A 25,537-nucleotide genomic window follows, 5' to 3' on the forward strand; every position below is an offset into this window, starting at 1 on the left:
TCGCTGGCGCTCAGCTCCACCATGCGCGAAGCGCGCTGCCACATGATTCGCTCACTTCGTTCGCTCATGCCTCCGCCTCGCTGGCGCTCAGCTCCACCATGCGCGAAGCGCGCTGCCACATGATTCGCTCACTTCGTTCGCTCATTGCGCTCACCCGCCGCGTGTCCCGCCCGCGTTCTCCCGGCGCACCGCGGTGGGGGTCATGCCCCACCAGCGGCGGCAGCAGCGGGTGAAGGTGGCCTGTTCCGAGAGGCCGATCAGTGAGGCGACCTGGCTCATCGGCATGTCGGTGGTGGTGAGGTAGCGGCGGGCCTCGGCGCGGCGCACCTCGTCCAGGATCGCGGCGAACGAGGTGTCCTCGGCCGCGAGCCTGCGCTGCAGCGTGCGCGGATGCATGTTGAGAAGCTTCGCGACGGAACCTATTTCGGGCGCTAGGGTGCCGAGCAGCTGGCGCACCGTGGCATGCACCTGCGGCACCGCGGACGCGCCGATCCCGCCCGCCTGCTCGGCCAGGAACGCCATCGCCAACCGGTGCAGCCTCTCGTCACCGCCGCTCAGCGGGCGGCCCGGCAGATCGCGTGGGACGCGCAGGGCGGCGTAGGGCCGCTTGATCCGCACCGGTGCGCCGAAGAACTCCTCGTAGCGCGCGATCGGCGCCGCGGGCCGATAGGGCAGTTCGACCGAGCGCAGGCCGTAGCCGCCCTCGACCAGGCGCTGAATGGTGCGGTGTACGAACGCGAGTCCAAGGTCGGTGGCCTGCGCGGCGATCGCCAACCCGGGCTGCACGCCGTAGCGCAGCGCGATCACACCGCGATCGCCGTACGGGTCCGACTCGCCGGTCAGGGTGAGTGCGCGGGCATGCAGGAACAGATAGCGTGCCGAGCATTCGAGCACGTCGGTCAGCGAAGGGGAGTTCCGGATGGCCAGGGCGAGCGGCCCCAGCATGTCGAGATCCTGGCGCAGGGAGATCCGCAGGCCGAGGTCGGGGCAGTCCAGCCGGCGTGCCGCCAACTCCAGCACCGAGGCCAGTGCGTGATCGGGGATGAGCAGGTCGTCGGCGTCGAGCGCGGCGATCGGCAGCCCGCAGGCGACGGCCAGCTCTTCGGCGTCACCGCCCAGCTCCGCGACGGTCGCCCGGAATCCGCGCAGACCGGCGGAGCGAATGACCGACATGTCGTACAGAATCAAATAGTCGTCGCGCAAAGTCAAGAATGCGGCACAGTCCAGCACCACACTGGAGACGTGAGCGAACGAAGAGAGCGCGACGCGGCCCTGGAACATCTCGATGTGGTGATCGTCGGGGCCGGCCTGTCCGGCATCGGCGCCGCGTATCGGTTGCAGACCGAGTGCCCCGGCAAGACCTACGCCGTGCTCGAGGCGCGGGCAGCCCTGGGCGGCACCTGGGATCTGTTCCGCTACCCCGGTATCCGTTCGGACTCCGACATGTTCACCCTCGGCTACCCGTTCAAGCCGTGGCGCGACGCCAAATCGATCGCCGACGGGCCCTCGATCCTGCACTACATCAACGAGACCGCGGCCGAGAACGGCATCGATCGCCACATCCGGTACGGGACCAAGGTGATCGCCGCCGACTGGTCGAGCGAAACCACCCGCTGGACACTGACTCTCGAACAGCGCGACGGCGCGGGCGCGGTCGCGCGGCGCGAATTGACCTGCGGCTTCCTGTACTCCTGTGCGGGCTACTACAACTACGACCAGGGCTATACGCCCGAGTTCCCCGGGCGCTCTTCGTTTTCCGGCCAGGTGGTGCACCCGCAGTTCTGGCCCGAGGAGCTCGACTACAGCGGTAAGCGCGTCGTCGTGATCGGCAGTGGCGCGACCGCGGTCACCCTGGTGCCCTCGATGGCCGATGCCGCCGAGCGGGTGACCATGTTGCAGCGCAGCCCGACCTGGATCAGTGCGGTGCCGCGTCGCGACAAGCGCGCCGACAAGATCCGCGAACTGCTGCCGCCGCAGCTGGCGCACCGGGTGATCCGGACCAAGAACATCCTGTTCAGTATCGGCTTCTACCAGTACTGCCGCCGTCGGCCGGAGTCGGCCCGCAACCTGCTCACCCGGTTGAACCTGCGCATTCTCGGGGACAAGCAGATGGTGGCCGAACACTTCACCCCCAGCTACAACCCGTGGGACCAGCGCCTGTGCGCCGCGCCGAGCGCCGACTTCTTCCGCGCGATCAAGAAGGGCAAGGCCGAGGTCGTCACCGACCATATCGACGCCTTTGTGCCGGAAGGCATTCGACTGAAGTCCGGCCGGGTGTTACCGGCCGACATCGTGGTCACCGCGACCGGGTTGCAGCTGCAGGCCTTCGGCGGCATCGAGCCCCGGGTGGACGGCGAAACCGTCGCTCTGGCAGAGCAATTCGTCTGGCAGGGCACCATGGTGAGCGGTGTGCCCAATTTCGCCGTGTGCCTGGGCTACACCAACGCCTCCTGGACGCTGCGGGCCGACCTCAGCTCCCGCCTGGTGTGCAAGATCATCAACCACATGGACCGCCGCGACCGGGCCGCGGTAGTCCCGAAGCCGGACGGTGCACTCGTCGAGCAGCCGCTGCTGGAGCTGACCTCCGGCTACATCCAGCGCGCGATCGGAACCTTTCCGCGGCAGGGCGATCGCCGGCCGTGGAAGGTCCGGCAGAATTACCTGCTCGACTCCGTCTTCACCTTGCACACCGACCTGGACAAGACCCTCGCGGCCACTCCCAGGTCGGCGGTGCGGTCATCCGACCTGCTCGCCACGCACTGAGCGCACGTTTCGAGGCTTACCGGCCACTGTGGTTCGACAGTGCTGATCGGGGAACCGCGTCCGGCGCCTGACGTGGTCGGTCAGGCGCCGGACGAGGAGAGCGGCATCGGAAGCGCGTCGCGCATCTGGACCTGCCACGCCGCCCAATTGTGGCCCTGCGCGGCCACATAACGTTCGTCTACGCGAGCGACGAGACGCTGGAGCTCGTCGACGAAACGGTAGTTCTGTTCGTAGGCGCGGGCTTCTACAGGATCGGCCTTGCCGTAGGAGACGAACAACGGGATGCCGGTGAGCTTCGCGGCCTGGCTGTAGGGGGTTGTTGGCCCCCCAGATCTCGCGTTCCTCGGCGTCGCGGTAGTCGCCCCAGACCCGCTCCCCTTCGGCGGCGCACCCCTGGCCCGGCTCGTCCGGCTCGCCCGAGGCGTGCAGCGGGTCGACATTGCCGCTGAACGAGGCCGCCGAGGCGAACCAACCCTGGTGGGCGGCAGCGAATTTCATCGCGCCGAGCCCGCCCGTCGAGTTGCCCGCGATGGCTCGGGTGGTGTTGGCGCGGTAGGTGCTTTCCAGGATGGTGCGCACGTCGTCGAGCAGGTACTTCTCCCACGCGGGCGGCCCGCCGCGCCCGCCGTTGTACCAGTCGGAATAGGCACTGCACCAGCTGGTTTCGGGCAGTACGAAGATCGCGTCGCGACCCGCTCGCCTGCGGGTCTCGGGGAGCGGAGCCGTGCCCGGCCGCGGCCGGTGCTCCGGCAAAGTGGCCACCATGCGTATTGCGGTGTATCTGGCACATCCCCGGTCCGACGGTTTCAACGGCGCGCTCTTCGACGCGGTGGTCGACGAATTGCGGCAGCGCGGAGCGACGGTCGTCGCACACGACCTGTACGCCGAGGGCTTCGACCCGCTGCTGACCGCCGCGGAGACCGGAACGCTCACCGATGCCGCGGCCGGCGATGATCTGGTGCGCGGGCAGCAGGCCGAACTCGCCGAACTCGATGCGCTCGTGTTCGTGCACCCGAACTGGTGGGGGATGCCGCCCGCGATCCTGACCGGCTGGGTGCAGCGTGTGCTCACCCCCGCGGTGGCTTACAAGCTCGACACCGCGGCGGGTGTGCCGGTCGGGCTGCTGCGGGCGCGGCGGGCGCTGGTCCTCAACACCTCCGACACCACCTCGGTGCGGGAGCGGGAGGTGTTCGGGGATCCGCTGCAGCAGATCTGGGCGGCCTGCGTGCTGCCCTACATCGGAATCGACGACGTGCGCCGCAGGGTCTTCCGGACGGTGACCGACTCGACGCCCGAGCAGCGTGGTGCCTGGCTGTGCGAGGCGCGGGAGCTGGCCGCGGCGCTGCTGGCCGACGACTGAGGCTTCGCGGGGGTGAGCGGATGCTCTCGTGTCCTGATTGTTATCGCAAACAACAAAATGGTCGCTCGAGTGGGTTGTGCGCTGAGTCACAGTCGAATATGTTGCAGCGAACAACATTCGCTCGACCTCGACCGCCCGGGCCTTCCGGGGCGGTGGTTCCACGAAAGGCCCCCTCATGCGTAAGGGCATTCTCGGCGTCGCGGCCGTCTCGGTCGCCTTGCTCACCTCGCTGACCGCTTGCGGTGACGACTCGACGACTTCAGGGGGTGGGGCCAAGATCGGGGTGATCCTGCCGGACAGCAAGACCTCCGCGCGGTGGGAGACGGCGGACCGCAAATACCTGCAGCAGGCCTTCGACGCGGCAGGCGTCAAGGCCGACATCCAGAACGCGCAGGGCGATAAGAACGCCTTCCAGACGATCGCCGACCAGATGATCACCAACGGCGCGTCGGTGCTGCTGATGACCAACCTGGACAGCGGCACCGGCAAGGCGGTGATCCAGAAGGCGAAGGCGCAGGGCGTCACCGTGATCGACTACGACCGGCTGACGCTGGGTGGCGGGGCTCAGTTCTACGTGTCCTTCGACAATGTGAAGGTCGGCAGCCTGCTCGGCTCGGGTGTGGACAAGTGCCTGACCGACAAGAAGGCGGTCAATCCCGTTGTCGCATACCTGAACGGCGGTCCCACCGACAACAACGCGACCTTGCTCAAGCAGGGCTATGACTCGGTGCTCAAGCCCAAGTTCGACGCGGGCCAGTATGTGAAGGGCCCGGATCAGGCGGTGCCGGAATGGGATAACACCCAGGCGGGCACCATCTTCGAGCAGATGCTCACCGGCACACCGAACATCGGCGGCGTGGTCGCGGCCAACGACGGACTGGCCAACGCCGCGATCGCGGTACTGAAGAAGCAGAAGCTGAACGGCCAGGTCCCGGTCAGCGGTCAGGACGCCACGGTGCAGGGCCTGCAGAACGTGCTGAAGGGCGACCAGTGCCTGACCGTCTACAAGGCGATCAAGAAGGAAGCCGAGGCGGCGGCTGAGCTGGCCATCGCGCTGACCAAGGGGCAGCAGGGGCATGCCAACGGCGCGGTGAAGGACCCGGAGTCCGGGGCCGAGGTGCCCTCGGTGCTGTTGGAGCCCAAGCCGATCTACGCGGCCGATGTCAAGGATGTCGTCGCCGACGGCTACGTCACCAAGGACGAGCTGTGCACCGGTGAGTTCGCGAAACTCTGCGCGGAAAACGGCATCTGATCCCGCCCCGCCCCGCCCGCCGTCTCGATGGGGGGACGGCGGGCGGGGCACCTTCTAGGAGCACTACACCATGAGTGAAGCATCGCACGGCGATTCGGTGCGGGATGGCAGGGCGCCGGGTGGTCCCGCCACGCCCGTCGTCGAATTACGCGGCCTGCAAAAGAGTTTCGGGCCGGTTCATGTCCTGCACGACGTCGCCTTCGCGGCCTACGCGGGCGAGGTGACCGCGCTCGTCGGCGACAACGGAGCAGGCAAGTCGACGCTGGTCAAATGCATCGGCGGCACGCACCCGATCGATGCGGGTGAATTCCTGTTCGAGGGCAACCCCGTTCAGGTGCACAGCCCGCGGGACGCCGCCGCGCTCGGCATCGAGATCGTGTATCAGGACCTGGCGCTGTGCGACAACCTCGACATCGTGCAGAACATGTTCCTCGGCCGGGAGAAGAAGACCGGCATCGTGCTCGACGAGTACGCGATGGAGGAGCTGGCCGGAAAGACGTTGGCCAGCTTGTCCGTTCGCACGGTCAAGAGCGTCCGGCAGCAGGTGTCGAGCCTGTCCGGCGGGCAGCGGCAGACGGTGGCGATCGCCAAGGCCGTGCTCTGGAACAGCAAGGTGGTGATCCTGGACGAACCGACCGCCGCGCTGGGTGTGGCCCAAACCCAGCAGGTGCTCGAACTGGTGCGCAGGTTGGCGGACCGAGGCCTGGCCGTGGTGCTCATCTCGCACAACATGAACGACGTTTTCGCGGTGTCGGATCGGATCGCGGCGCTCTACCTGGGGCGGATGGCGGCGCAGGTGCGGACCTCCGACGTGACGCACGGCCAAGTCGTGGAACTCATTACGGCAGGGCGCAGCGGCGATCTCGGCCTGGACGCGAACGGAGCCAACCGATGAGCCTGTTGGAAAAGGAGAAGACCACCACCGCACCGGTTTCCGAGCTCGTGAACGAGTACGTCGGCCGGGTGCGCAGCGGTGACATGGGCGCGCTGCCCTCGGTGCTCGCGCTGATCATCCTGTCCTGTGTCTTCTGGGTCGCGCGCCCGGTCTTCATGTCCGAGGCCAACTTCGCCAACCTGTTCACCCAGGGCGCTGCCATCGCGGTGATCGCGATGGGCCTGATCTTCGTGCTGCTCTTGGGCGAGATCGATCTGTCGGCCGGGTTCACCAGCGGTGTCTGCGCCGCGGTACTCGCGGTGCTGCTCACCGATCGTGGCTGGCCCTGGTATCTGGCGGTATTGGCCTCGCTGCTGACCGGTGTGGTGATCGGCCTGACGATCGGCACGATCGTGGTGAAGATCGGCATCCCGTCGTTCGTGGTGACCCTCGCGGCCTTCCTCGCGCTGCAAGGCGTCGCGCTGAAGATCATGGACAACGGCCGCAACATCTCCATCCACGACGACACCATCCTGGCGATCGCGAACAAGAACGTCCCGCCGTCGCTCGGCTGGCTGTTGTACGTACTCCTGGTGGCCGGCTTCGCGCTGATCCAGTATCGAAAACTGCGGGCCCGCAACAAGCTCGGCCTCACCGGCGAAACCATGCCGGTGATCGTGGCCCGGATCGTCGCGGTGGCGGTGGTGCTCGGCATCGCGGTGCTCGTGCTCAACGGGGAGCGCAGCCGCAACCCGGAACTGCACTCGCTCAAGGGCATGCCGATCGTGGTGCCGCTGATCGCGATCCTGTTGCTGCTGTGGACCTTCGTGCTCAACCGCACCTCGTTCGGCAGGCACATCTACGCGGTGGGCGGTAACGCCGAGGCGGCCCGGCGCGCGGGCATCACGGTGGACCGGGTGAAGATCACCGCCTTCGTGCTGTGCTCGACCATGGCCGCCGTCGGCGGTCTGGTCGCGGCATCGCGAGCCAACTCGGTCGACCCCAACACCGGCGGCAGCAGCGTGCTGCTGCTCGCCGTCGGCGCGGCGGTCATCGGTGGTACCAGCCTGTTCGGCGGTCGCGGCCGGATGCTGGACGCGGTGCTCGGCGCCGCGGTGGTAGCGGTGATCGACAACGGCATGGGATTGATGGGCTACAGCGCGGGCACGAAATTCGTTGTGACAGGATTTGTGCTGCTCTTGGCGGCCGGTGTGGACGCGTTGTCGCGCAAACGCACCCGCATCGGCGGTTAACTGCCCGGGTACCGAAGACACGAGACGCGGAGAGGCGGTGACCATGCGACCGGCTTCTTCGCCGGACGAGATCCGCAGGCGCAATCTTGCCGTGCTGCTGCGGCATGTGCACCGGGACGGCCCGGTCTCGCGTGCCACGCTCGCCGAGCGAATGGGGTTGAACCGCAGCACCATTCTGGCCTTGACGGCCGACCTCGCCGCCGCCGGTCTGATCAGGGAGGAGCTGCCCGGCCAGACCGGCAAGGCGGGGCGGCCCTCGCTGGTGGTGCGTCCGGAATCGGACCGGGTGTATGTCGTCGCGCTCGACGTCGGCGCGGATCGGCTGGCCGCGGCGCTGGTCGGGCTGGGTGGATCGGTGCTTCACCAGGTCGAAACCGTCCGTCCGACGGGCACTTTCGATCCGGAGGACGTGATCGACACGCTGGCCTCGATGGCGCGCGGTTTGATCGCCGAGGCCGCGGTCGAGGCCAGATGCGTGGGTGTCGGTGTCGCCTTCTGCGGCATGGTGCGCGAGGAGGACGGTGTCGTCCGCTACGGCCCGAACATCGGGTGGGTCGACGTGCCCTTCGGTGCGCACCTGACTCGGCGACTCGATCTCGGCCTGCGGGTCGTGGTCGGCAACAACGCCAATCTGGGCGCGCTCGCCGAATGCGAGCGCGGTGTCGGCGCGGGCCTGTCCGACCTGATCTATCTGCACGGTGACGTCGGCATCGGCGGCGGCATCATCATGGGCGGCCAGCTGCTCGGCGGTGAGGGCGGCTATGCGGGCGAGGTCGGCCACATGGTGGTCAATCGGGACGGACGGCCCTGCGCCTGCGGCTCACGCGGCTGCCTGGAGGCCGAGGCGGGGGAGCTCGGTCTGATCGCCGCCGCCGGCCGCACCGATCCGCCGGGGCGCCCCGCTGTGGAGGCCATCGTGGAGGCCGCGGCTCGCGGGGACGCCGCGGCCAGGGACGCACTGCACCAGGTGGGGGACTGGCTCGGATACGGCGTCGCCAACCTGGTGAACATCTTCAATCCCTCGATGGTCGTCTTCGGTGGCGTGCTGCGCGAGATCTACCTCGCCTCGGCCGCCCAGGTGCGCAGCCGGGTCGCGGTCGAGAGCCTGCTCGCGGTCCGCGAGCGGGTGCGGCTGCGCACCTCGGCATTGGGCGGGGACGCCACCCTGATCGGCGCGGCCGAGCTGGCCTTCGCCGACGTGCTCACCGACCCCGTGCAGGCGCTGGCCAGGCTCTCCGCCGCGCGCGAGTGAAATCGGGTGTGCGCCAAACCCCGTCGCCGCCGAGCTACCCCGGGGCCGCCGAACCCGACTATCATGCGCAGAGCACCGCTCGGGTGATCAGGCACACGACGCCCGGGTGGGAAGGCCGGTCCGTGCGGCGGGTTCGATCGTGAGCAAAAAGGGGTTTCGATGGATAGGCCGGCGTGGGCACCCGAGGGCGTTGATATGCAGCAGGCGAGCCCGGCGCGAATGTACGACGCGTTGCTCGGGGGCTCGCACAATTTCGAGATCGATCGCAAAGCCGCCGAGATGGGCAAGACATTGGTGCCCGATTTGCCCAGATTGGCGCTGAGCAACCGGGCCTTCCTGCGGCGCGCGGTGCGTTTTCTGGCCGATTCCGGAATTCGCCAATTCCTCGATATCGGGTCGGGAATTCCGACAGCCGGAAATGTGCACGAGGTGGTGCAGTCGATCGACCCCGATATCCGCGTGCTCTACGCGGATATCGACCCGGTGGCGGTGGCGCACTCGCGGGCGATCCTGCGCGGCAACGCCGGGGCCGGCGCGATCGAGGCGGATCTGCGCAAGCCTGCCGAGTTGATCGACAAGGCTGCCGATACCGGGTTGATCGACTTCGACCAACCGGTCGGTCTGCTGTTGGTCGCGGTATTGCACCTGCTCGCCGACGTCGACGAGCCGATCGCGAAGGTGGCGCAGCTGCGCGGTGCGGTCCAGCCGGGGAGCTACGTCGCGATCTCGCATCTGACCTCGGAGCTGCGGCCCGAGGACGCGAGCAAGCTCGGTGACAACGCCACGAACAAGGAACGAATCGGTATCCATTTTCGTGATCGGAACGGAATCGTCGCTATGTTCGAAGGATGGGAGCTGGTGGAGCCCGGCGTGGTGGAACTGCCGGTCTGGCGCCCGGAGTCGGACCGCGATCTGCACGAGACGCCGGGCCGTTCGCTCGGCCTGGCGGGTGTCGGCCGAAAGTCCTGAACCGCGAACACGGGCAGGCAGGGGGTCGCTGAGTGGGGTCGCAGGAGCTGGCGGTGCGGTGGGCCGACGCGCTCGACGGCGCGGTGGCTCCGACCGGCACGCGATCCCAGATCGAAGCCATGCTCGCCGAGCTGGCCGAGGTGCTGACCGCGGTGGTGCTCGGCACCGCTGAGCCTGCCATCGCCAGAGACGCCGCCGCGGTGCTGATCGCGGCGAACTATCGCGACGCGGTGGCGGTCAGCCGCTCGGTGGTGGTGATCTGCCGGGATCTGGTGGACGACCTGTGCCCGGCACACAGCGGAGCGGACTACGAGCGGATCCGGGACCGGGCAGTGCTCGTCGCCGCGGAGTTCGCGGCCGGCTGCACCGCGGCCCTGCGCTCGGCCGCGCTCGCCGAACAGGAGGCGACGCTGGTCGCGACCTTGGCCGCGGCCCAGGAGGCGGAGGCCAAGCGCCAGCTCTCCGAGGCCAGGTTCGCCGCGGTGTTCGCGGGCGCGTCGGTCGGCATCGGCACCATCGACGTCATGGGCAACGTGCTCGACGCGAACGTGGCGATGGCCGACATGCTCGGCCTGCCGGTGGAGGTGATGCCGGGGCGCTCGGTCGCCGACCTGCTCGGCCCCGCGAACATCGGCTACGCCTTCGACGAGCTGCAACGGTTGCTCAGCGGCGCGGCGGACCGGTTCCGGTTGGAGACCGATCACCTGCGTCCGGACGGCACTGTCACCACGATCGACCTGTCCATGTCGGCGGTGCGCGACAGCACCGGGCAGGTGCGGTTCCTGATCGGCGTCGCGGTCGACGTCACCGAACGCAAGCAGTTGGCCGATCGCCTGTGGCACGACGCCAACCACGACAGCCTCACCGGACTGCCGAACCGCACCTTGTTCTTCGACCGGCTCGCGAACGCCGATCCGCCCATCGGCGTGTGCTACCTGGACCTCGACGGCTTCAAGGAGATCAATGACGTCTGGGGACATACGGTGGGCGACAAGGTGTTACGCCTCGTTGGGGAGCGACTACAGGGCGCCGTGGCCGCCTTCGACGGCTTGGTCGCCCGGCTCGGCGGTGACGAGTTCATCGTGCTGATCGAAAAGTGTTCGAGTGCCGAACAATTGGCCGCGGTCTCGGCCGCGCTCGCGCAATCGCTGGTGCAGCCGATGATGGTGCAGAATCATCTGGTGACCGTCGGCGCCAGCATCGGCACCGTCTTTCTCGACGAAGTGCCCGCCGCCCCTGACGAACTCATGCACGCGGCCGATACGGCCATGTACCGCAACAAGGCCGCGCAAGGGGCGCGGCCACTGCGGTTCCGGGACCGCTGAGTACCGGCGCCTCGCCCGGGCACTAGCGCCGCGCCGAGGCACTAGCCGGGCGGGGCCGGACCGGCCAACTCCGCGAGGCTGCGCGGCACCAAGAACGGCGGCGTGCTGCGGCCCGAGATCCGGTAGCGATCCCAGAAGTCGAGATCGCCGAAAACGGCGGGCACGCTGGCGAACTCGGTCTCGACGGTCCCCTGCGCACCCGTGCCCACCATCGCGGCGAGCTCCCGGTTCGGCCGAATCCGCCCGTACCAGCGATAGATTCCGTCGATGCCCTGGAAGTGCCCGCGCAGCATCAGCTCCACCGTGACGGCGCGGCCCGCGACGGTGACCGTCGCCGGGCCCACATAGTCGTAGTCGTCGTCGGCCATGGCGCTTCTATTGGTCGAAGGCGATGTCGACGTGGTCGGTCAGCGGGACCGACTGGCAGGCCAGGGTGAGGCCGAGCGCGAGGTCCGCGTCGACCAGCGTGTCGTTGCGGAGCATGCGCACCTCACCCGAGCGCACCGTGCAGGCGCAGGCGCTGCACGCACCCTCCCGGCAGGAATACGGCGCGTCGTGCCCGCCGGCCAGCAGCAGGTCGAGCAATGGCGTGTGCCGAGGCCAGGCCAGCTCCAGTCGCCTGCCGTCCAGTTCCACGGTCGCGGTGGCCGGCCGCTCGGCATCGTCGTCGGCGACCACGATGTCGGCGAAGGGATCGCCGGTCAGTGATCGGTAGATCTCGGTGTGCACATGCCGTTCGGTCATGCCCGCCGCGAGCATGGCCGCTCGCGCGGTCCGCATGAAAGCGGTCGGCCCGCATAGGAAGGCATCGAATCCGGTGTAGGGCCACAGCCGTTCGGTGAGCGCCTCGGCGGTGGGCAGGCCCATCCCCGACTCCAGCCAGTGGTCGACGATCAGCCGGTCCGGATACTCCGTCATCATCGCGGTCAGCTCGGCCCCGAAGATGACCGAGCACGCGTCGCGATTGGCGTAGAACAGATAGGTCGTCCCGGTGCCCGCGAGCAACGCCGACTTGATGATCGACATGATCGGGGTGATCCCGCTGCCCGCGGCGATCATGAGCAGGTCGGCGTCGAGCGACTTCGGCGTGAAGACACCGGACGGGGGCAGCGTGGTCATGCGCATGCCGGGAACGGCGTTGTCGCACAGCCAGTTCGAGGCGTAGCCGCCCTCGGTCCGCTTGACGGTGACGATCAGATCGTCGTCGAGATGCGGTGAACTCGACAGCGAGTAGCAGCGCGCCACCGCCGCGGTGCGTTCGCTCGGAATCCGCAGTGTGAGAAATTGTCCTGGGCGGTAACGGAATCGAGGGACGAGTGGTTCGGGGACCTCGAAGACAAGCGAGACGGTGTCCGGCGTCTCGCGGATCACCTCGACGATCGTCAGTTCGTGCACCCGGGTCCGCACGGTCGCGGTGCCAGGCCCCGGGTGCGTCAGTGGCGCCGAGACATCGGGTTCGGTCATCGTCACGCCGTCCGCGACAGCTCGGCGAGCACGTCGTCGGGCAGTGCGCGGGCCAGGCGCAGGATGCGGGTGGTGACGGCACCGCGCACCATCCCGACCTCGTAGCCGAAGCGCAGCAACATCTCTCCGGCGAACTTCGCGTTCTCCTGATAGTTCGGGCTGAACAGCGCCACCGCGAGCCCGTGCAGCGGATGGATGCCGACCGAACGATAGACCCGCGGCGTCACGATGGCGGGCTGGATGCCGAGCACCATCACGGCGAAGGCGAGGCGGTGGGCCGCGTTGACGAGTTTGCCGCGAGCGGCGATCTGCCGGACCAGTTCCTCCCTGGCGTAGGTGATGTGCCTGGCCTCCTCTAGCACGTGGATCTTGTTGAGCTGGCGCATATGCGGCTGGATCCGCGGATCGTCCATGTTCTCCCGTTGCAGCCGATCGAGAGTCTCCTCGACCAGCAGCAGTCCCGCCAGGGTGGCCGGTCCCATCGGGACCAGACCCACCAGCCGCACCGCTTTGAGCAGTGGCTTGGGGATGAACGGCTGATACGCGCGCAGGCCCGACTTGTTGATCATCCGGCTGAACATCGTCGAATGCCGGGTCTCCTCACCGACTTCGGCCAGCGCGTAGCGACTGTGGTCGTCGCCCGGATTCTGAGACTCGATCACCTGTCGCAGCAGGAAGGTCGACAGCGCGGTCTCGGCGAGGATGCCGAAGCTCAACGCGCTGACCGCCTCGTGCATGCCGAGCGTCCTGCGCTGCTCCTCGGTCAGCCTGTCCCACAGGTATGTGCCGTAGAGGGTCTGGCGGTGGTCGAGCATCCAGCGCTTGTCCGGCGCGAGCGGCGCGTCCCAATCTATGTCCACCTCACCGTCATAGGCGCGGTCGGCGGCCGAACGGAGCAGCCGCTGGGCCGTCTTCTGCCGGTCGCCGACGTTCTTGGCGCGGGTGGTCGACATGCCCGCCGTGCTGACCGCATGGTTGGTGGGTGTGCTCATCGGTGCCTCCTCGGCGTGGAACCGGGCCATACGCGACCCAGCCGGAGAATGGTGGTGGTGACCGGACCGTCGAACAGGCCTGCCCGCATGCCCTGCCGCACAAAGGATTCGGTCAGCAGCCGGGCCGATTCCGGGTAGTGCCTGCTCAGGTAGGCGGCGGGCAGCGCGTGCCTGCGCGGCACCCCGGCGGCACGATAGGGTCGCGGTGCGATGAGTGCCGGGTAGAGCGCGACCGTCGCTGCCGCAGCCCACAGTCCTGCGACGGTGTTGGAAACCCTGCCGTGCTCGTCGATTTCGGTGCGCAGCTGGTCTTGGGCATAGGCCAGGTTCCGGCGCGCGGCCACCTGATGGATCTTCATCAGCTGCCGCAGGTGCGGCTGGATCCGCGGGTCGTTCGCGATCGTGTCGGCCACGTCGTGCAGGGCCTGCTGGATCAGCAGTGTCACCGCAGCGGCCGCGGTGTTCTTCGGCGTGAGCAGAATGAGCCGCGATACTGTCTGGGCAAGTATGGGTCGTCGGTAGGGGGCGAGCCCGCTCTTGTGCACCATGCGGCCGAACATGGCCATGGTGCGACTGTCGGCGTGGATCGCGGCGAGCGCGGCGCGGGTCTGGTCGTTCGCCGGGCCGCAGGCCTCGATGATGTCGCGGAACAGCAGCATGGATCGGGCCGCCTCGGCGTAGACGGCGAGGGTGAGCAGGTTCGCCAGCTCGTACTTGGCCAGCGTGGCGCGCTGCTCGGTGCCCATCCGGTGCCACACCCAGGTATCGTGGATCGTGCTGAGTCGGTCTGGCATCCAATGCTTTTCGGGATCGAGCGGTGCCGACCAGTCGATGTCGAGGTCGCCGTCGTAGGTTTCCTCCGCCGCGTCGAGCAGCAACCGCCGCGCGCTGAGGTCGCGGTCGGTGACGCTGCGGCGGCGCCGCACCGGGCCGCCCGAGATCGTGTCCGGCCGGTGGAACTCGCTCGGATCGGGAATCGGGGTTGCCATCGGGATCGGCTCCCTTCGGGTCGCGCACGGGTGTCCTCGGCGTCGACCCGCAACGGCGCACGATCGTGACATGTATATCCGGTACCGCTGGTACCGATCTCCCTTGAGTCTGGAACTCGACCTGCGTATTGTCAAGATTGTCTGAGACACGGTTTCGTCAGTTTTCCAGGGAGGTCGCCATGGCCGCAGGTGATACCGCCGCGGGCAGCCCGCACGACGGCGCCGACTACTTCGGTGCGGCGACCCTGGTTGTGCGTGGCGTGGAAGTGCCGGTGCGCGTGGAGCTGCGGGGATATCCCGAGCCCACCGATGGCGTGTACCGGTGGGTCGGCCGGATCGCCGCCAACGACGCGCTCACCGAGGTGCTCGGCGACGAGCAACGCACGCCGTGCGTGGTGCGTACCGCGGCCGCGGCGCGTCCCGCGGTGGTGGGCGACCGGGATCTGTGGAATCGGTACCGGCTCATGGGCAAGAGCACGCCGCCCTATCCGTTGGCGTGAAACTGTCGGCGTCCGGTGGCACAGTTGACCGATGATCGAAAATGTTTGGCCCGTGGTCGAACTCAGGCAGTACGCGCTGCGTCCCGGAACCAGGGACACCATGATCGACCTGTTCGACCGGGAACTCGTCGAAACACAGGAAGCCGTCGGCATGCGCGTCGTCGGGCAGTTCCGCGACGAGGACGATCCGGATCGGTTCGTGTGGATGCGCGCCTTTCCCGACATGGCTGCCAGAAGCGCCGCGCTCACCGCCTTCTATGTCGATGGCCAGGCATGGCGAACCCACGCGCCGGCCGCGCGGGCCACCATGGTCGACACGACCAATGCGCTGTTGTTGCAGCCGGTTTCGGCGCAGGGGGCGCTTCGGATCCAGAGTGCGCGTCCCGGGGTGGACGCGACGGACCCCCCGTCGTCGCGGCTGCTCGCCACGATCTTCTACCTCGATACCCCGCCCGAGGAGTTCGCGCCGTTCTTCAATGAGCGCATCCGCCGCGCACTGCTGCTGACCGGGGGCACGCTCACCGGCCTGTACGTCACCGATCCCACGCCGAATACCTTTACGGCGCTGCCGGTTCGCGAGGAACGGGCGGTCGTGGTGTTCTCACTGTTCGAGAGCGCGGCCTGGCGGGAGGCGCACCTGCGTGCGCTGGCCGAGCCGACCTGGACCGAGCGCGTCCTGCCGGAGCTGGGAAAGTGGGTATCGCGGCCGATCGAACGTTTGCGGCTGGCGCCGACCGCGCGCTCGCTGCTGCGCTGAACCGGCCCTGTCCACCTGCCCAGCACAATTGTGCATTCGTGCAGGAACTGTGCGACACGCCACGGCGCGGGTTTCGGGTCTGTTAGAACCGAAGCACCGAGACAGCGGTGCCCGAGCTGTCTCATCTGGGTTCGTCGCGCCGAGAGTGGTTGGTCGGATGAAGATTTCGTCGTTGTCGTTGCTCGGTGTGGTGATACTCGGCGCGCTGTACGGCGTGCCGATACGTGCCGCGGCCGACACCGGGTCCGCGGGTGCCGTGCCCGGCACGTTCACCGTCACGACCACCGCGGACGGCGCGGCCGCGAACCCCTTCGATGGCATATGCCGCACGGACGCGGGGGAGTGCACGCTGCGCGCCGCGATCCAGGCCGCGAACGTGCGGCCGGGCAGCACCATCCGGGTGCCCGAGGGGCGCTACGAGCTGACGATCCCGCCGAACTTCTGGAACACCAACGGCCCCTTCATCGATCCGGCCACCGGCGACCTCGATGTCACCGCGGACACTACGATCGAGGGCGCGGGCCAGGATCGCACCGTCATCGACGCGGGCCATCGGGACCGGGTCATGCTCACCACCGCGCACGTGTCGCTGTCCGGGCTGACCATCACCGGCGGCAACGCCACCGAGCACGAGATCCCGCTATTCGAGACCGGTGGCGGTGGAATCGCCAACTCCGGGAAGCTGATTCTCGATCATGTGACGGTGGTCGGTAACGCTGCCGACTACGGCGGCGGCATCTTCAACATCCCGGTCGCGGACATGAAGATGACCGACAGCATCGTCACCGCGAACGCGGCGGGCGAGGCCGGTGGTATCCGCTGTGACAACACCTGCACCTTCACCCGCACCGTGATTACCGACAATCGCGTCGTCAACCCGCGCGTCAAGTGGTATCGGTTCGGCGGATTCGCCGGGCGCGGTGGTGGACTCGATATTCGCGGTGTCGGCGCGGTGGTGCTGATCGACTCCGTTGTGACGGGCAACAGCGCCGACGAGGGCGGCGGTGGCATCAACATCGCTCCCGCGTACCTCGACTCGCTGCCGTACCAGTTCACCGATGTGTTCAATCCCGGTATGGGACAACTGATCCTGCACGGCTCGACCATCGCGCAGAACACCGCGGGTCTCGGGGAACAGAACTGCAAGAAGGTGTTCGCCACCATCGTGTCCACCGGCGGCAACCTCAGCAACGACCACTCCTGCGACCTGACGGCCGCGGGCGATGCCGTGCGGCCGGACGCGGGCTCGCGCTGACAACATTCGAAACACTGACAACGAGAGGGAAATCCGCGATGGGTTCGTTCAACGTAGGCGACTGGATGACGGCGCTGGGCCAGGGCTTCGCCTGGGTGATGTCGATGCTCGTCTCCGGTGCCACCGCAGGCTCGTCGTGACCGCCGACGGATGATCAGTCGAAGGTCGGGTCGGCGGTTCTGCCTCGTTTGAGTTCGAAGAAGCCGGGGGTGGCTGCGAGCAGGCAGATCCCGTCCCAGAGTTGGGCTGCCGCTTCGGCTTTCGGTGCGGGGGTGACGACCGGGCCGAAGAAGGCGACGCGGGTGTCGGCGGGACCGGGCACGGCGATGATCGGGGTGCCGATCTCTTCGCCGACGAGATCCATTCCCTCGTGGTGCGAGGCGCGTACGAGGTCGTCGTAGTCGCTGGAATAGGCGGCGTCGGCGAGCTCTTCGGACAGGCCGGCGTCGGCCAGTGCGGCCGCGAAGGTTTCCCGGTTCTGCGTCTGGCCGAGATTGTGAATGCGGGTGCCAAGGGCCGTGTACAGCGGGCCGAGGACCTTGCTGCCGTACTTCTGCTCGGCGGCGACGCAGATCCGCACCGGGTATCGGCCCGTGGTGTCCCATCTGCGGTACTGCTCGGGCAATTCGTCCAGCCGGTTCTCGTTCAGCACGGCCAAACTCATGACGCGCCAGCGGATTTCCACCGGACGGACCCGCTCGACCTCCCGCATCCAGCATGCGGTGATCCACGCCCACGGACACCGCGGATCGAACCAGAAGTCGACCTGCGTCGTGGTGGCATTGTCTTCGGGCACGATGCTCCTCGTTGTTGTGGTCACGATCGGGATGCTTGCAATGCGCGCGACAGCGCGATCAGCACTCGGGCTTCGGCATTGAGGTCGTCGCCGTCCGGGACCGCAAGACGCTTCGCGGAGTACGTCACGTCGGGATCTTCGACCGGTGGCTTGCGGTCGAGGGCAGCCCGAACATGTGCCGCGAGGTCGGCGTCGGAGAGTTTCGTCAGATCCTGCCCGGGTTTTTCTTCGACGTACGGGCTCAATCGGACCAGGCCGTCTCGGCATTCGATCAGTCTGCGGTAGAACCGCGCGTGCATTCGTGGCCAGGGGAACCGATCGAGGGGTGAGCCGGTGCGCTGGCGTCCGAGTGTCAGTTCCGGAAACGCGGTCGACATCAGCACCCACAACGTGGCCAGTCCGCGATGCTGGCGCCAGTGGATGAACCACGACCGCAGCGCCGAGATCGCTTGCACGACCGCCGGATAACACAGCCCCGCGACGATCAGCGCGGTACAGATGTTCGTCGCGGCGAAGTTCAGCGTATTGAATCCGTTGTGGAGGTCGCCGTCGATAGCGCGAACGGTCAGCCATGCGCCGCGGTTGAACGACGTCACGGCCGAGCCGAGAAGACCCACCGAGACCAGCCCGAGGCCGAGAGTTTGATAGCGCGGCGCGGCGGTCGCGTAGCGCCATGCCAGGATCGCGCAGTACACATAGGCGTAGGCGAAGTAGGCGTTTGCGATGAGGTAGAACCCGAGAATCGACGGCTCGGCGATGTGCGGCGTGAACAGCGTGTGCGCGCGGTCGCTCGGCGCTGTGGCAGCCATGCAGACCAGCAGGCCCGCGCACGCCAGTACGAGCAGACCGAACTGTAGTCGCCGAGACGAGCGACCGGGACCGGCGCGGGACGCGAGGGTGAATACCTGGATCAGGACGAAAAGCCCGATCATGATCGTGAGGTTCGTGCACAGCCTGCCGACGCCGGGCTGGGTGAGAGCGTCGATCCGACGGATGCTCGCGGGCAGCGCGGCGATATGACCGATGGCGAGAATCGAGAACATCGCGACCAGGTGCCGCAGCACGCGGTCGTCACGGCCCCGGAGCAGGTCGATGCCTTTCCACAGCGCACCGACGATCAGTACCGCGATCAGACAGGTCTGTAGAAACATCACAGCCAGCCGCGTCTGCCGTTCAGGGCACTGTAGAGGGCTTGCGCGTCGGATCCGGGTGGTGCCGCGGGCGTCGTGTAGTCGATGACCGACGACCATTCCTGGATGATCGTCGCTACCATTTCCGCGTGACGTTCCCGCTGTTCGTCATAGCAGGTCCGCCGCAGGCCGCGTTTCGTCAGATCGGCAGGGAAGTCGGGGCCTAGATCGGGGACATCGTTCAGATCGGTATCGTCGACGTGTTCGCACAAGATATGGCCGATTTCGTGCAGGATGATGTGCACCTGATGCACCCGCGTCGTTTCTGCTTGAAAGAAGATCCAGTCCTCGTGACTGCGCGACATCCACAACCCGAACGGACCAGGAACCGGAAGGGCCCACGGAACCAGGCGGATTCTCTTTCCCCGATGGTCGCCGAGCCGGTGACACAGCTCTTCTATCTGTAGTGGTGGCTGAATATCACAGTCACGCAGCACTTTCCGGCAGTAGCGGCGAATCTCCCTTTCGTTCACTCCGGACCCTCGCCCTGTGGGGGTTTCGGGTCCAAGGTTTCCATCATCTTCAGCAATTGCTGTCGCAACGCGGGACTCATCGATCCGGCGCGCATCGCGATCTTCTGGACGTCTTGTTCGGCAAGCTGCCTGCGCAGCAGTGCCGACTCCGCAATCCCGGATTCGGATTCGGAAGCGGCGAGCCGTGCGCCGCGGTCGCGAACGTTCTGCGCCACCGCGTCGTTGTAGAAATATTCGATGGGCACCCCGAAGAATTCGGCGAGGACGTCGAGTTGTTCGAGGGTGGGATTGCGCTTCTTGCCCGTAGCGAGTTGCCACAGGTATGTGCCGGAGATCGCGCCACCGGTCGCCTCGCAGATCTCGCCGGCCAGCCGGCCGTAGCCGGGCCGCTCGCGCCGATCCGGATACCGCGCGGCGATCAGTTCGGTGAGTCGCTGTTCGATCTTCTGCACGACGGCACGCGTGGATGGGCGAACCGGGGACCTGTCACCCATCCTGTACCCCTTCCGGCCCAGATAGGGAAACAGACCCACCTGAGCTGTCCGAATTCTGATCCGGCCGCAATCGGACGCGGCAATCGCTCATCAGGGTACCGGCCCGCGCCCGATCCTTCCTAGTGGAAGTACTTAGGACCCCGCGGCCCGGTACCCGGTGGTAAGGTTTTTCCCGATGGAAACATCAGATATATCTGACAGGGAGGCGGCGGGCCGACCGCGGCGGGGAGGGCCGGCCCCCGCTCGTCCTGTCGCGCGCTCGCCGCTGTGCGCCGACTAGAGCTGGTTGTTCATCGACGCACGGCTGTACCGGATGCCCGGGCCGGCATCGTGGTGCCGCGGGCCCGGCCGCATGGCATCGCGCATGGGCACTGTCTGCCTGCACGCCAAACGGTGTGTGGCACTTCGTATTCAGAGTAGAGACCGCGCTGGATGCCGGGGCTGGACGTCCGCGCGCCGGGATCGCCCTGTCTCGGGTGTGGGCTAGGTGGCGGTGAGGTGTTGGGATAGGAGGTGGACGCGCAGGCGTTGCTGGGCGGTGGTCTCTTCGGGGTGGTGGATCTCGATGCTCAGGCGGTCGTCGAAGGTGCTGATGATGATCGTGCCGCTAGGTTGTTGCAGCCGATGTCCGGTCTTGTCCGGCTTCGCGACCATGAGGGTTCGGAAGTCGTTGACGTGCAAGCCATCTGGCAGTGTGGGGTGCGCGATGCGGCCCCAATTGGTGGCCAGCACGATGCCGGGGGAGCGGGGTGCGGGACCGGCCGCGATGTCAGGGATGTGCAGCGGTGTCTGCTGGACGAGTCCGCTGGCCAGCCCGGCGCGCAGGCCGTCGCTGATCCCGCGGGCGAGGCCGACCAGGGTGGTCGCGCCGTGCGGGGGAACGAAGTCGGCGAAGCCGAGCACGTTGGAGCCTTCGGTGCTGCCGATGGCGGGAGTGACGCGGCTGCGCAGGTCGACGGAGTAGGTGTAGCTGAGTTCGCGCAGCGGCAGTTCGCGGATCTCGGCCTCGGTGAGCAGGATCGCGGCCGAGGCAAGGCCGTTGATGGTGGTGCCTTCGCGATGCGCCAGGTCGGCGAGCGCGGCGGTCTGGCGTTTCGTCAGACGACACCGGGCCGTCAACGGAATCAGATAGGGCGCGTCGTCCACTGGGGCCGGGGTGGTATCGGCCGTGGCGTGCCGCGCGAAAGGTCGTACCGACGCAGGCGGATTCGAGAATTTCTCGATGGCGCGGCACAGCAGTAGATCCTCGACCGCTTCCGGATATCCGTGCAGCGGCAGCGTGGGTTCTCTGCCATGGCATGCCGCCGTATAGCACCGCCACAGATCGGCGAGCACCGCGAGCGAGTGGCAGGCGTCGGCGATGCTGTGGTGGGTCACCAGTGTCACGCCTGCTCGTTCGCCGTCCAGCACGACGCACAGTGCGGCGAGCGCGGTGCGCTGGTCGAGCCGCGCGCCGGTCAGCAATAACTCCGGGTCGCCGTCGGTGACGGTGAATTGTGTTGTGTTACCTAATGATTCGAGTAATATGTGGCGTCTGCCGTCCAGCTCGAGACGTGCCCCGAACGCGGGGTACGCGCGGAGAACGGTGTCGAAGGCCACCGACAGTGCGGATAGATTCAACCGACCGCGAAGCCGCATCGAATAGCCGACGACGACTTCACTACTCGCGAAGATCTCTTCACTCGGTGCCAACGGCCGGATGACGGTAGCCGTGGTCATGTCGAAATCCCTCCAAGGAGACTGCCCCATCGAGGCTAGCTCTAAGGCCGGGTAGACCACGGTCTTTCGGCATCATCGCCTCTGTGATGTATCGCGCGTACCGAACATGCTGTTTCCGGTCGTGGCCACAACGAGACCTGCCTCGATGATCAGCCACTGCCCGCAGATACACCGCAGGTAGCGGATGGCGTCGTGGGCGGATACCAGTGTGGGGGTCGGCCAGGAACACGCGGGGCAGGTTACGTCCATGGGCCAAGCCTGATGTAATGATTTAGTGCATTTCAACCCTTACGGCGGCGCGGCCGCCGAGCTGGCGGCCCGGCTGGTGAACGCCGACCCGGACCAAGATCTGCGGCAGCTGCTGGCCGAGTCGGATTACAAACCGCTCGGCTCGGTCTCCGCCGCGCAGGCCGCGGAACTGCGCCGCTGGATTCGCGAGCTCGACGCGATGTTCGATCGCCCCACGGTGCGCCGACTCAACGCCCTGCTCGCCAAAACCACAAGTCAGCCCTACATTTCGACGCACGACGGCCGCGCTCCGCACCTGCATTTCGCGCAGGAGACCGCCCCGATCGATGAGCGGGTCAAGGCTTACACCGCCATCGGACTAGCCGCGCTGTTCTGTGACGACCCCACCCGAATCGGCCGCTGCGCCCGCGCGGGCTGCGCGAAGGTCTTCGTCGATACCTCCCGCAACGGCAGGCGGCGCTTTTGCTCCACGCGGTGCTCGAGCCGGGTGCACGTGGCCGAGCATCGCGCGAGGCGAGCTGGCTGAAATCGCTCTGGCCTGGACTTTTATCGATATAAGGCGAGTCGGCCGGACACGTGATGACGTCTCGTCGCCATGATTTGCACTTGCAGATGAGTGTGCTGACGCGAACCGTCAGGTCTGTATCCGAGTGGGCGAGCCGAAGTCTCGCGACGTCGATCCCGGGACCGGAGAACTCCCAGCCGAGCCCGTTCCGGCGTGTCGGTGCGACCATTTGTGGCAACATTCGTCGCGGCGCTTTGTGCTTGCAGATGTCGCTTTCATTTCTCTACCTGCGCGAAGACGAGTGTGCGTGGCGGAAAAGAGATCTCGTAACGGTCGATGAATTGTCAACAGCCCTTTACGTTTGCGAGCGGACGGGTCCGTATTTTCACCCCGGTGTGCCGCCTTCCGGGACCGCGCCGTGTGGTCCGAGGCGGCGGCGCGATCCGGTCCCGGCGAGCCGACTAAAATGGCGGTAGGGCCCGGTTTCGGCGTCTCGGGTAATCATGCCGACGCTGTGTCGCCACCTTCTGTGCTTGCAAACGTCTTATTCATCGGCTTGTAGCCTATGTTCTGTCCAGGGGCGAGCGCGGTTCAGTAGGCGCGCTCAGCGGCCGTGATGCGCCCGGATTCGATTGCGGCAAGCAATGTTTGGTGATCGGCCGCGGTTTGGTCGGCGTAGGCGATGGCGAACTCGATCATGGCGCGGTCGAAGCTGTCGCCGGTGCCCAGGTAGGCGGCGATAGCGATCCGATCACCGGAGCGGGCGTGCGCCCGAGCGAGTGTGTGCCCACAGAGCGCCGAGTAGTCGCGCAGATATCGGCGTGGCATCTCCTCGATCGTCGCCGAGCCCTTCATGTCTCGCAGCTGGCGGCAGTAGTAGTGGCGACCGTCCAATCCGGTTGCCCAGCCGAGGAAGATGTCGCTCGCGGCCTGGGTGAGCCGCTGCCCGTACACCACTCGGTGCCCCTGGTTGCGGAACCTGCTCGGCGCGGTGTGCGGCGCGAGCACCGATTCCTCGGCCTGTTTCACCTGGAGGAACAGCGGACTGCGACTTTCCCGCCCGGCCAGCAGCGCGATGAAGCAGCGGGTGCCGACACTGCCGACGCCGACCACTTTGACTGCCGCGTCCAGTATTTCGTGCCGGTCGAGCAGCACTCGACGCTCCTCCACCAGGGTGCTGCGGAAGTCCGCGAACACCCGCCGCACCGTGTCGGCGTCGACCTGCTCGATCGGGGTCACCAGCGGCGGCCGGTGCCGGATGCGCGGCACGCCGTCGGCGTCGGGCTCGGTGAGCTTCTCCAGTGCCTGGAGATTGGTGCGGGCCCGCGCCTGTGCGAGTGCTTGATCAACGCTCCTGCGCCGCTTCGGCTTTCGCGCGAATGTCGCCAGCTCGTCGGCATCGATCTTCTCGTACCAGACCGCGAGCTCGCCGAGCCCGGCCAGCCGTTTCATCGCCGTCCGATAGGCCGAAGCCGCAGCGCCGACCGAGGTTTCGGCATCGGCATCGGTAAAGCCGTTGGCCCGCGCGGCCACCGCGATACTGGCCGCCAATCTCTTTACGTCCCATTCGAACGGACCGGGCAGCGTTTCGTCGAAATCGTTGAGGTCGAAGACCAGTGCGCGTTCCGGCGAGGCGAACAGCCCGAAATTCGACAGGTGCGCGTCCCCGCACAACTGCACAGTCAGTCCGGTGTTCGGCGAGGCGGCGAGGTCCGCCGCCATGATCGCGGGCGCACCGCGCAGAAACGGGAACTGCCCCGCCGCCATGCGCGCGTACCGAATGGGCACCAGTTCGGGTACCCGGGTAGCGGCCTGCCGCTCCAATATCGTCACCGGATCCGCCCGATCCGCGGGCGGCTCCCATACGCCCAACGCCCGCCGCCCTACCCGCTTGCGTGCCAGCCGCCCCGCCGCACCCGCCAAGGACTCCGCCATTTGCTCAGTCTCTCACCTCGATCGCAACCCTCAGGCAACCACACGCGGGCGGTCCCATTTATCGCACGCGCTTCTTCTTCGCGGAGCCCGGCGCGACGACTGCGTCCGGGGGAGAGACTGCGCGGAAGCGGAACGGCTGCGCCGCATCGGTTTCGGTTGCGCATCCGGCGTGGGTGATCGACAGTGGGATGTCCGAGTCCGACAGGGATGCGCTACCTGCCCTGGTGGTCCGGGCTGTCTCGGCGCTGGTGCCGGGCCCGGCCGCGCACCGGCTGGCCGCACTGTCGAGCGAGCAACGGCGGGGCATGAGTGTCGGCGCTCCCTGGTACGCGCGTTCGGCCATCTGGCCCGTGATCCGATCGGCTGGCACGAGAAGGTGTGGGCCGACGATCCGTTCGTCCGCGGTGGCTACGGCGCCTTTTTCCCGCCCGGTGTGCTGACCACGGTCGAGTCGGGCCTGCGGCATCGGGTCGGCGCGATCCACTGGGCGGGCAGCGAAACGGCCGCGGAATGATCGGGTTATATCGAGGGCGCCGTCCGCTCCGGCGAACGTGCGGCTGCGGAGGTTTCGGCGAACCTGTCCGAATAATCGGGCAATATTCCCGAAACGGTCGATTGTCCTGGTGATCGCGGGTATTTACCGAAATTCCGGGGTGAATAAATCGCCGAATCGGGGACTCGAATCGTAGTCCGATATTGACCTTGGGTACAGGCGCGTTTGCGGAATTTTTACGTGCCGCGCGCAATTGCGACAAATAAGTGTGCCCCGAGCGGGAGAAATGTCAGAACGTGATCTGCGTTATGTTGACTGGGATTCTGCCGAGGGCGAACCATGGACCGCATGACGCAGCTAGCAAATCTTCAGCAAAGGGTAGTTGGCTTGTCCTCGCCCGCGCTCGTCGCCGTGCTGCTGATGCTGTTCACGGTGGCCGCCGGGTGGGTGGGCGGATCGGGAACAGCGGTCGCGGAGCCGGCCGGGTGCAGTACGGATACCTCGGTAGCCAACCAACTGACACTGCGATGCGAGCCCGGCGCGGGGCAGGGCGAACACGCATACATCCGCTGTCGCGACCTGCTCGGTATGCCGCACACCCACATCGGCCTGCCCATCGGCAACGCGGGCGGCTCGTCGACGGCGGTATGCGCCCCGTACGAAAACGGTCCGATCTGA

26 protein-coding genes and 1 pseudogene are annotated in these 25,537 nt (G+C 67.1%); 14 read left to right on the forward strand and 13 right to left on the reverse strand.

All coding sequences use genetic code 11. From position 1 onward, the window contains the following. Window positions 1–150: 150 nt before the first annotated feature. Window positions 151–1,173: an AraC family transcriptional regulator gene (locus F5X71_RS06720; protein ID WP_167461151.1), complete on the reverse strand. Its 1,023-nt coding sequence runs from the start codon at window positions 1,171–1,173 to the stop codon at window positions 151–153. A gap of 69 nt (window positions 1,174–1,242) precedes the next feature. On the opposite strand from F5X71_RS06720, the gene F5X71_RS06725 reads away from it, so the two are divergent. Then, complete coding sequence (locus F5X71_RS06725) at window positions 1,243–2,763, forward strand: flavin-containing monooxygenase (protein WP_238815751.1); 1,521 nt, start codon at window positions 1,243–1,245, stop codon at window positions 2,761–2,763. An 80-nt stretch (window positions 2,764–2,843) separates the two neighbouring features. On the opposite strand, the gene F5X71_RS37395 is transcribed toward F5X71_RS06725, so the two are convergent. Both F5X71_RS37395 and F5X71_RS37400 read right to left on the reverse strand, forming a co-directional pair. Beyond that, on the reverse strand, window positions 2,844–3,041 hold the full coding sequence (locus tag F5X71_RS37395) for a hypothetical protein (RefSeq protein ID WP_275106817.1): 198 nt from the start codon (window positions 3,039–3,041) through the stop codon (window positions 2,844–2,846). 88 nt (window positions 3,042–3,129) lie between these two features. Further along, a pseudogene (locus F5X71_RS37400) lies at window positions 3,130–3,528 on the reverse strand (alpha/beta hydrolase-fold protein); the annotation flags it as partial. Here F5X71_RS37400 and F5X71_RS06735 point away from each other — a divergent pair. The 7 genes from F5X71_RS06735 to F5X71_RS06765 all read left to right on the forward strand — a co-directional run bounded on the left by F5X71_RS06735 (window position 3,527) and on the right by F5X71_RS06765 (window position 11,048). Further along, window positions 3,527–4,123, forward strand: a complete 597-nt coding sequence (locus F5X71_RS06735; RefSeq protein ID WP_167461152.1) for an NAD(P)H-dependent oxidoreductase — start codon at window positions 3,527–3,529, stop codon at window positions 4,121–4,123. The pseudogene F5X71_RS37400 and the gene F5X71_RS06735 overlap by 2 nt on opposite strands. Window positions 4,124–4,298: 175 nt before the next feature. Next, a complete protein-coding gene (locus tag F5X71_RS06740) occupies window positions 4,299–5,375 on the forward strand; it encodes a sugar ABC transporter substrate-binding protein (protein WP_167461153.1) in 1,077 nt (358 codons plus the stop codon). A 70-nt stretch (window positions 5,376–5,445) separates the two neighbouring features. After that, a complete protein-coding gene (locus F5X71_RS06745; protein WP_167461154.1) occupies window positions 5,446–6,270 on the forward strand; it encodes an ATP-binding cassette domain-containing protein in 825 nt (274 codons plus the stop codon). After that, window positions 6,267–7,502, forward strand: a complete 1,236-nt coding sequence (locus tag F5X71_RS06750; RefSeq protein WP_167461155.1) for a sugar ABC transporter permease — start codon at window positions 6,267–6,269, stop codon at window positions 7,500–7,502. The genes F5X71_RS06745 and F5X71_RS06750 overlap by 4 nt, the downstream gene beginning before the upstream one ends. A 43-nt stretch (window positions 7,503–7,545) precedes the next feature. Then, a complete protein-coding gene (locus F5X71_RS06755) occupies window positions 7,546–8,754 on the forward strand; it encodes an ROK family protein (protein WP_167466273.1) in 1,209 nt (402 codons plus the stop codon). Window positions 8,755–8,913: 159 nt separating this feature from the next. Continuing rightward, window positions 8,914–9,723, forward strand: a complete 810-nt coding sequence (locus F5X71_RS06760; protein ID WP_167461156.1) for an SAM-dependent methyltransferase — start codon at window positions 8,914–8,916, stop codon at window positions 9,721–9,723. Window positions 9,724–9,755: 32 nt separating this feature from the next. Beyond that, window positions 9,756–11,048: a sensor domain-containing diguanylate cyclase gene (locus F5X71_RS06765; protein ID WP_167461157.1), complete on the forward strand. Its 1,293-nt coding sequence runs from the start codon at window positions 9,756–9,758 to the stop codon at window positions 11,046–11,048. 41 nt (window positions 11,049–11,089) lie between these two features. Here the strand turns inward: F5X71_RS06765 and F5X71_RS06770 are convergent, their stop codons facing one another. Genes F5X71_RS06770 through F5X71_RS06785 form a run of 4 tightly spaced genes read right to left on the reverse strand, consistent with a single transcriptional unit; the run spans window position 11,090 to window position 14,493 of the window. After that, window positions 11,090–11,416: a DUF4873 domain-containing protein gene (locus tag F5X71_RS06770; protein WP_167461158.1), complete on the reverse strand. Its 327-nt coding sequence runs from the start codon at window positions 11,414–11,416 to the stop codon at window positions 11,090–11,092. A 7-nt stretch (window positions 11,417–11,423) separates the two neighbouring features. Further along, window positions 11,424–12,512, reverse strand: coding sequence for a ferredoxin--NADP reductase (locus F5X71_RS06775; protein ID WP_167461159.1), 1,089 nt, complete (start codon window positions 12,510–12,512; stop codon window positions 11,424–11,426). A gap of 2 nt (window positions 12,513–12,514) precedes the next feature. Further along, window positions 12,515–13,504, reverse strand: a complete 990-nt coding sequence (locus F5X71_RS06780; RefSeq protein WP_167461160.1) for an AurF N-oxygenase family protein — start codon at window positions 13,502–13,504, stop codon at window positions 12,515–12,517. Then, window positions 13,501–14,493, reverse strand: coding sequence for a diiron oxygenase (locus tag F5X71_RS06785; RefSeq protein ID WP_167461161.1), 993 nt, complete (start codon window positions 14,491–14,493; stop codon window positions 13,501–13,503). Before F5X71_RS06785 ends, F5X71_RS06780 begins: the two co-directional genes overlap by 4 nt. Before the next feature lie 179 nt (window positions 14,494–14,672). Here F5X71_RS06785 and F5X71_RS06790 point away from each other — a divergent pair, with 179 nt between their 5' ends. From F5X71_RS06790 to F5X71_RS06800, 3 genes are all read left to right on the forward strand, one after another. Further along, window positions 14,673–14,993, forward strand: a complete 321-nt coding sequence (locus F5X71_RS06790) for a DUF4873 domain-containing protein (RefSeq protein ID WP_167461162.1) — start codon at window positions 14,673–14,675, stop codon at window positions 14,991–14,993. Between the two features lie 31 nt (window positions 14,994–15,024). Further along, on the forward strand, window positions 15,025–15,750 hold the full coding sequence (locus F5X71_RS06795) for an NIPSNAP family protein (protein WP_167461163.1): 726 nt from the start codon (window positions 15,025–15,027) through the stop codon (window positions 15,748–15,750). A gap of 157 nt (window positions 15,751–15,907) precedes the next feature. Continuing rightward, on the forward strand, window positions 15,908–17,005 hold the full coding sequence (locus tag F5X71_RS06800) for a CSLREA domain-containing protein (RefSeq protein WP_167461164.1): 1,098 nt from the start codon (window positions 15,908–15,910) through the stop codon (window positions 17,003–17,005). Between the two features lie 154 nt (window positions 17,006–17,159). Here the strand turns inward: F5X71_RS06800 and F5X71_RS06805 are convergent, their stop codons facing one another. The 5 genes from F5X71_RS06805 to F5X71_RS06820 form a co-directional block, all read right to left on the reverse strand. Beyond that, on the reverse strand, window positions 17,160–17,801 hold the full coding sequence (locus F5X71_RS06805; RefSeq protein ID WP_238815977.1) for a DsbA family protein: 642 nt from the start codon (window positions 17,799–17,801) through the stop codon (window positions 17,160–17,162). A gap of 20 nt (window positions 17,802–17,821) precedes the next feature. Further along, on the reverse strand, window positions 17,822–18,952 hold the full coding sequence (locus F5X71_RS36840; RefSeq protein WP_238815754.1) for an MAB_1171c family putative transporter: 1,131 nt from the start codon (window positions 18,950–18,952) through the stop codon (window positions 17,822–17,824). Continuing rightward, window positions 18,952–19,464, reverse strand: a complete 513-nt coding sequence (locus F5X71_RS06810; protein ID WP_167461166.1) for a hypothetical protein — start codon at window positions 19,462–19,464, stop codon at window positions 18,952–18,954. The genes F5X71_RS36840 and F5X71_RS06810 overlap by 1 nt, the downstream gene beginning before the upstream one ends. Next, window positions 19,461–19,958: a helix-turn-helix domain-containing protein gene (locus F5X71_RS06815; protein WP_167461167.1), complete on the reverse strand. Its 498-nt coding sequence runs from the start codon at window positions 19,956–19,958 to the stop codon at window positions 19,461–19,463. The genes F5X71_RS06810 and F5X71_RS06815 overlap by 4 nt, the downstream gene beginning before the upstream one ends. A 483-nt stretch (window positions 19,959–20,441) precedes the next feature. After that, the gene (locus tag F5X71_RS06820; protein WP_167461168.1) at window positions 20,442–21,677 is read right to left on the reverse strand and encodes a phthiocerol/phthiodiolone dimycocerosyl transferase family protein; all 1,236 of its coding nucleotides are present in this window, start codon (window positions 21,675–21,677) and stop codon (window positions 20,442–20,444) included. Window positions 21,678–21,951: 274 nt separating this feature from the next. Here F5X71_RS06820 and F5X71_RS06825 point away from each other — a divergent pair, with 274 nt between their 5' ends. After that, entirely contained in the window at window positions 21,952–22,452 is a 501-nt protein-coding gene (locus tag F5X71_RS06825; RefSeq protein ID WP_167461169.1) for a CGNR zinc finger domain-containing protein, read from the forward strand. Window positions 22,453–23,022: 570 nt separating this feature from the next. On the opposite strand, the gene F5X71_RS06830 is transcribed toward F5X71_RS06825, so the two are convergent. Further along, a complete protein-coding gene (locus tag F5X71_RS06830) occupies window positions 23,023–24,366 on the reverse strand; it encodes a DUF2252 domain-containing protein (RefSeq protein WP_167461170.1) in 1,344 nt (447 codons plus the stop codon). Window positions 24,367–24,742: 376 nt separating this feature from the next. On the opposite strand from F5X71_RS06830, the gene F5X71_RS36565 reads away from it, so the two are divergent. Both F5X71_RS36565 and F5X71_RS06840 read left to right on the forward strand, forming a co-directional pair. After that, complete coding sequence (locus tag F5X71_RS36565; protein WP_167460066.1) at window positions 24,743–24,880, forward strand: hypothetical protein; 138 nt, start codon at window positions 24,743–24,745, stop codon at window positions 24,878–24,880. Between the two features lie 318 nt (window positions 24,881–25,198). Further along, entirely contained in the window at window positions 25,199–25,537 is a 339-nt protein-coding gene (locus tag F5X71_RS06840; protein ID WP_238815755.1) for a hypothetical protein, read from the forward strand.

Origin of the sequence: Nocardia brasiliensis (assembly GCF_011801125.1) — a bacterium.
In the GTDB taxonomy this organism is placed as follows: domain Bacteria; phylum Actinomycetota; class Actinomycetes; order Mycobacteriales; family Mycobacteriaceae; genus Nocardia; species Nocardia brasiliensis_C.

Bases quoted from the DNA above. Each gene is read 5' to 3' on its own strand.
- F5X71_RS06720 (WP_167461151.1), bottom strand. From the start codon at position 1,173: ATGTCGGTCATTCGCTCCGCCGGTCTGCGCGGATTCCGGGCGACCGTC.
- F5X71_RS06735 (WP_167461152.1), top strand. From the start codon at position 3,527: ATGCGTATTGCGGTGTATCTGGCACATCCCCGGTCCGACGGTTTCAAC.
- F5X71_RS06775 (WP_167461159.1), bottom strand. From the start codon at position 12,512: ATGACCGAACCCGATGTCTCGGCGCCACTGACGCACCCGGGGCCTGGC.
- F5X71_RS06750 (WP_167461155.1), top strand. From the start codon at position 6,267: ATGAGCCTGTTGGAAAAGGAGAAGACCACCACCGCACCGGTTTCCGAG.
- F5X71_RS06740 (WP_167461153.1), top strand. From the start codon at position 4,299: ATGCGTAAGGGCATTCTCGGCGTCGCGGCCGTCTCGGTCGCCTTGCTC.
- F5X71_RS06795 (WP_167461163.1), top strand. From the start codon at position 15,025: ATGATCGAAAATGTTTGGCCCGTGGTCGAACTCAGGCAGTACGCGCTG.
- F5X71_RS06800 (WP_167461164.1), top strand. From the start codon at position 15,908: ATGAAGATTTCGTCGTTGTCGTTGCTCGGTGTGGTGATACTCGGCGCG.
- F5X71_RS06770 (WP_167461158.1), bottom strand. From the start codon at position 11,416: ATGGCCGACGACGACTACGACTATGTGGGCCCGGCGACGGTCACCGTC.
- F5X71_RS06780 (WP_167461160.1), bottom strand. From the start codon at position 13,504: ATGAGCACACCCACCAACCATGCGGTCAGCACGGCGGGCATGTCGACC.
- F5X71_RS06760 (WP_167461156.1), top strand. From the start codon at position 8,914: ATGGATAGGCCGGCGTGGGCACCCGAGGGCGTTGATATGCAGCAGGCG.
- F5X71_RS06830 (WP_167461170.1), bottom strand. From the start codon at position 24,366: ATGGCGGAGTCCTTGGCGGGTGCGGCGGGGCGGCTGGCACGCAAGCGG.
- F5X71_RS06840 (WP_238815755.1), top strand. From the start codon at position 25,199: ATGGACCGCATGACGCAGCTAGCAAATCTTCAGCAAAGGGTAGTTGGC.
- F5X71_RS06785 (WP_167461161.1), bottom strand. From the start codon at position 14,493: ATGGCAACCCCGATTCCCGATCCGAGCGAGTTCCACCGGCCGGACACG.
- F5X71_RS06755 (WP_167466273.1), top strand. From the start codon at position 7,546: ATGCGACCGGCTTCTTCGCCGGACGAGATCCGCAGGCGCAATCTTGCC.
- F5X71_RS06820 (WP_167461168.1), bottom strand. From the start codon at position 21,677: ATGACCACGGCTACCGTCATCCGGCCGTTGGCACCGAGTGAAGAGATC.
- F5X71_RS06790 (WP_167461162.1), top strand. From the start codon at position 14,673: ATGGCCGCAGGTGATACCGCCGCGGGCAGCCCGCACGACGGCGCCGAC.
- F5X71_RS06745 (WP_167461154.1), top strand. From the start codon at position 5,446: ATGAGTGAAGCATCGCACGGCGATTCGGTGCGGGATGGCAGGGCGCCG.
- F5X71_RS06815 (WP_167461167.1), bottom strand. From the start codon at position 19,958: ATGGGTGACAGGTCCCCGGTTCGCCCATCCACGCGTGCCGTCGTGCAG.
- F5X71_RS36840 (WP_238815754.1), bottom strand. From the start codon at position 18,952: ATGTTTCTACAGACCTGTCTGATCGCGGTACTGATCGTCGGTGCGCTG.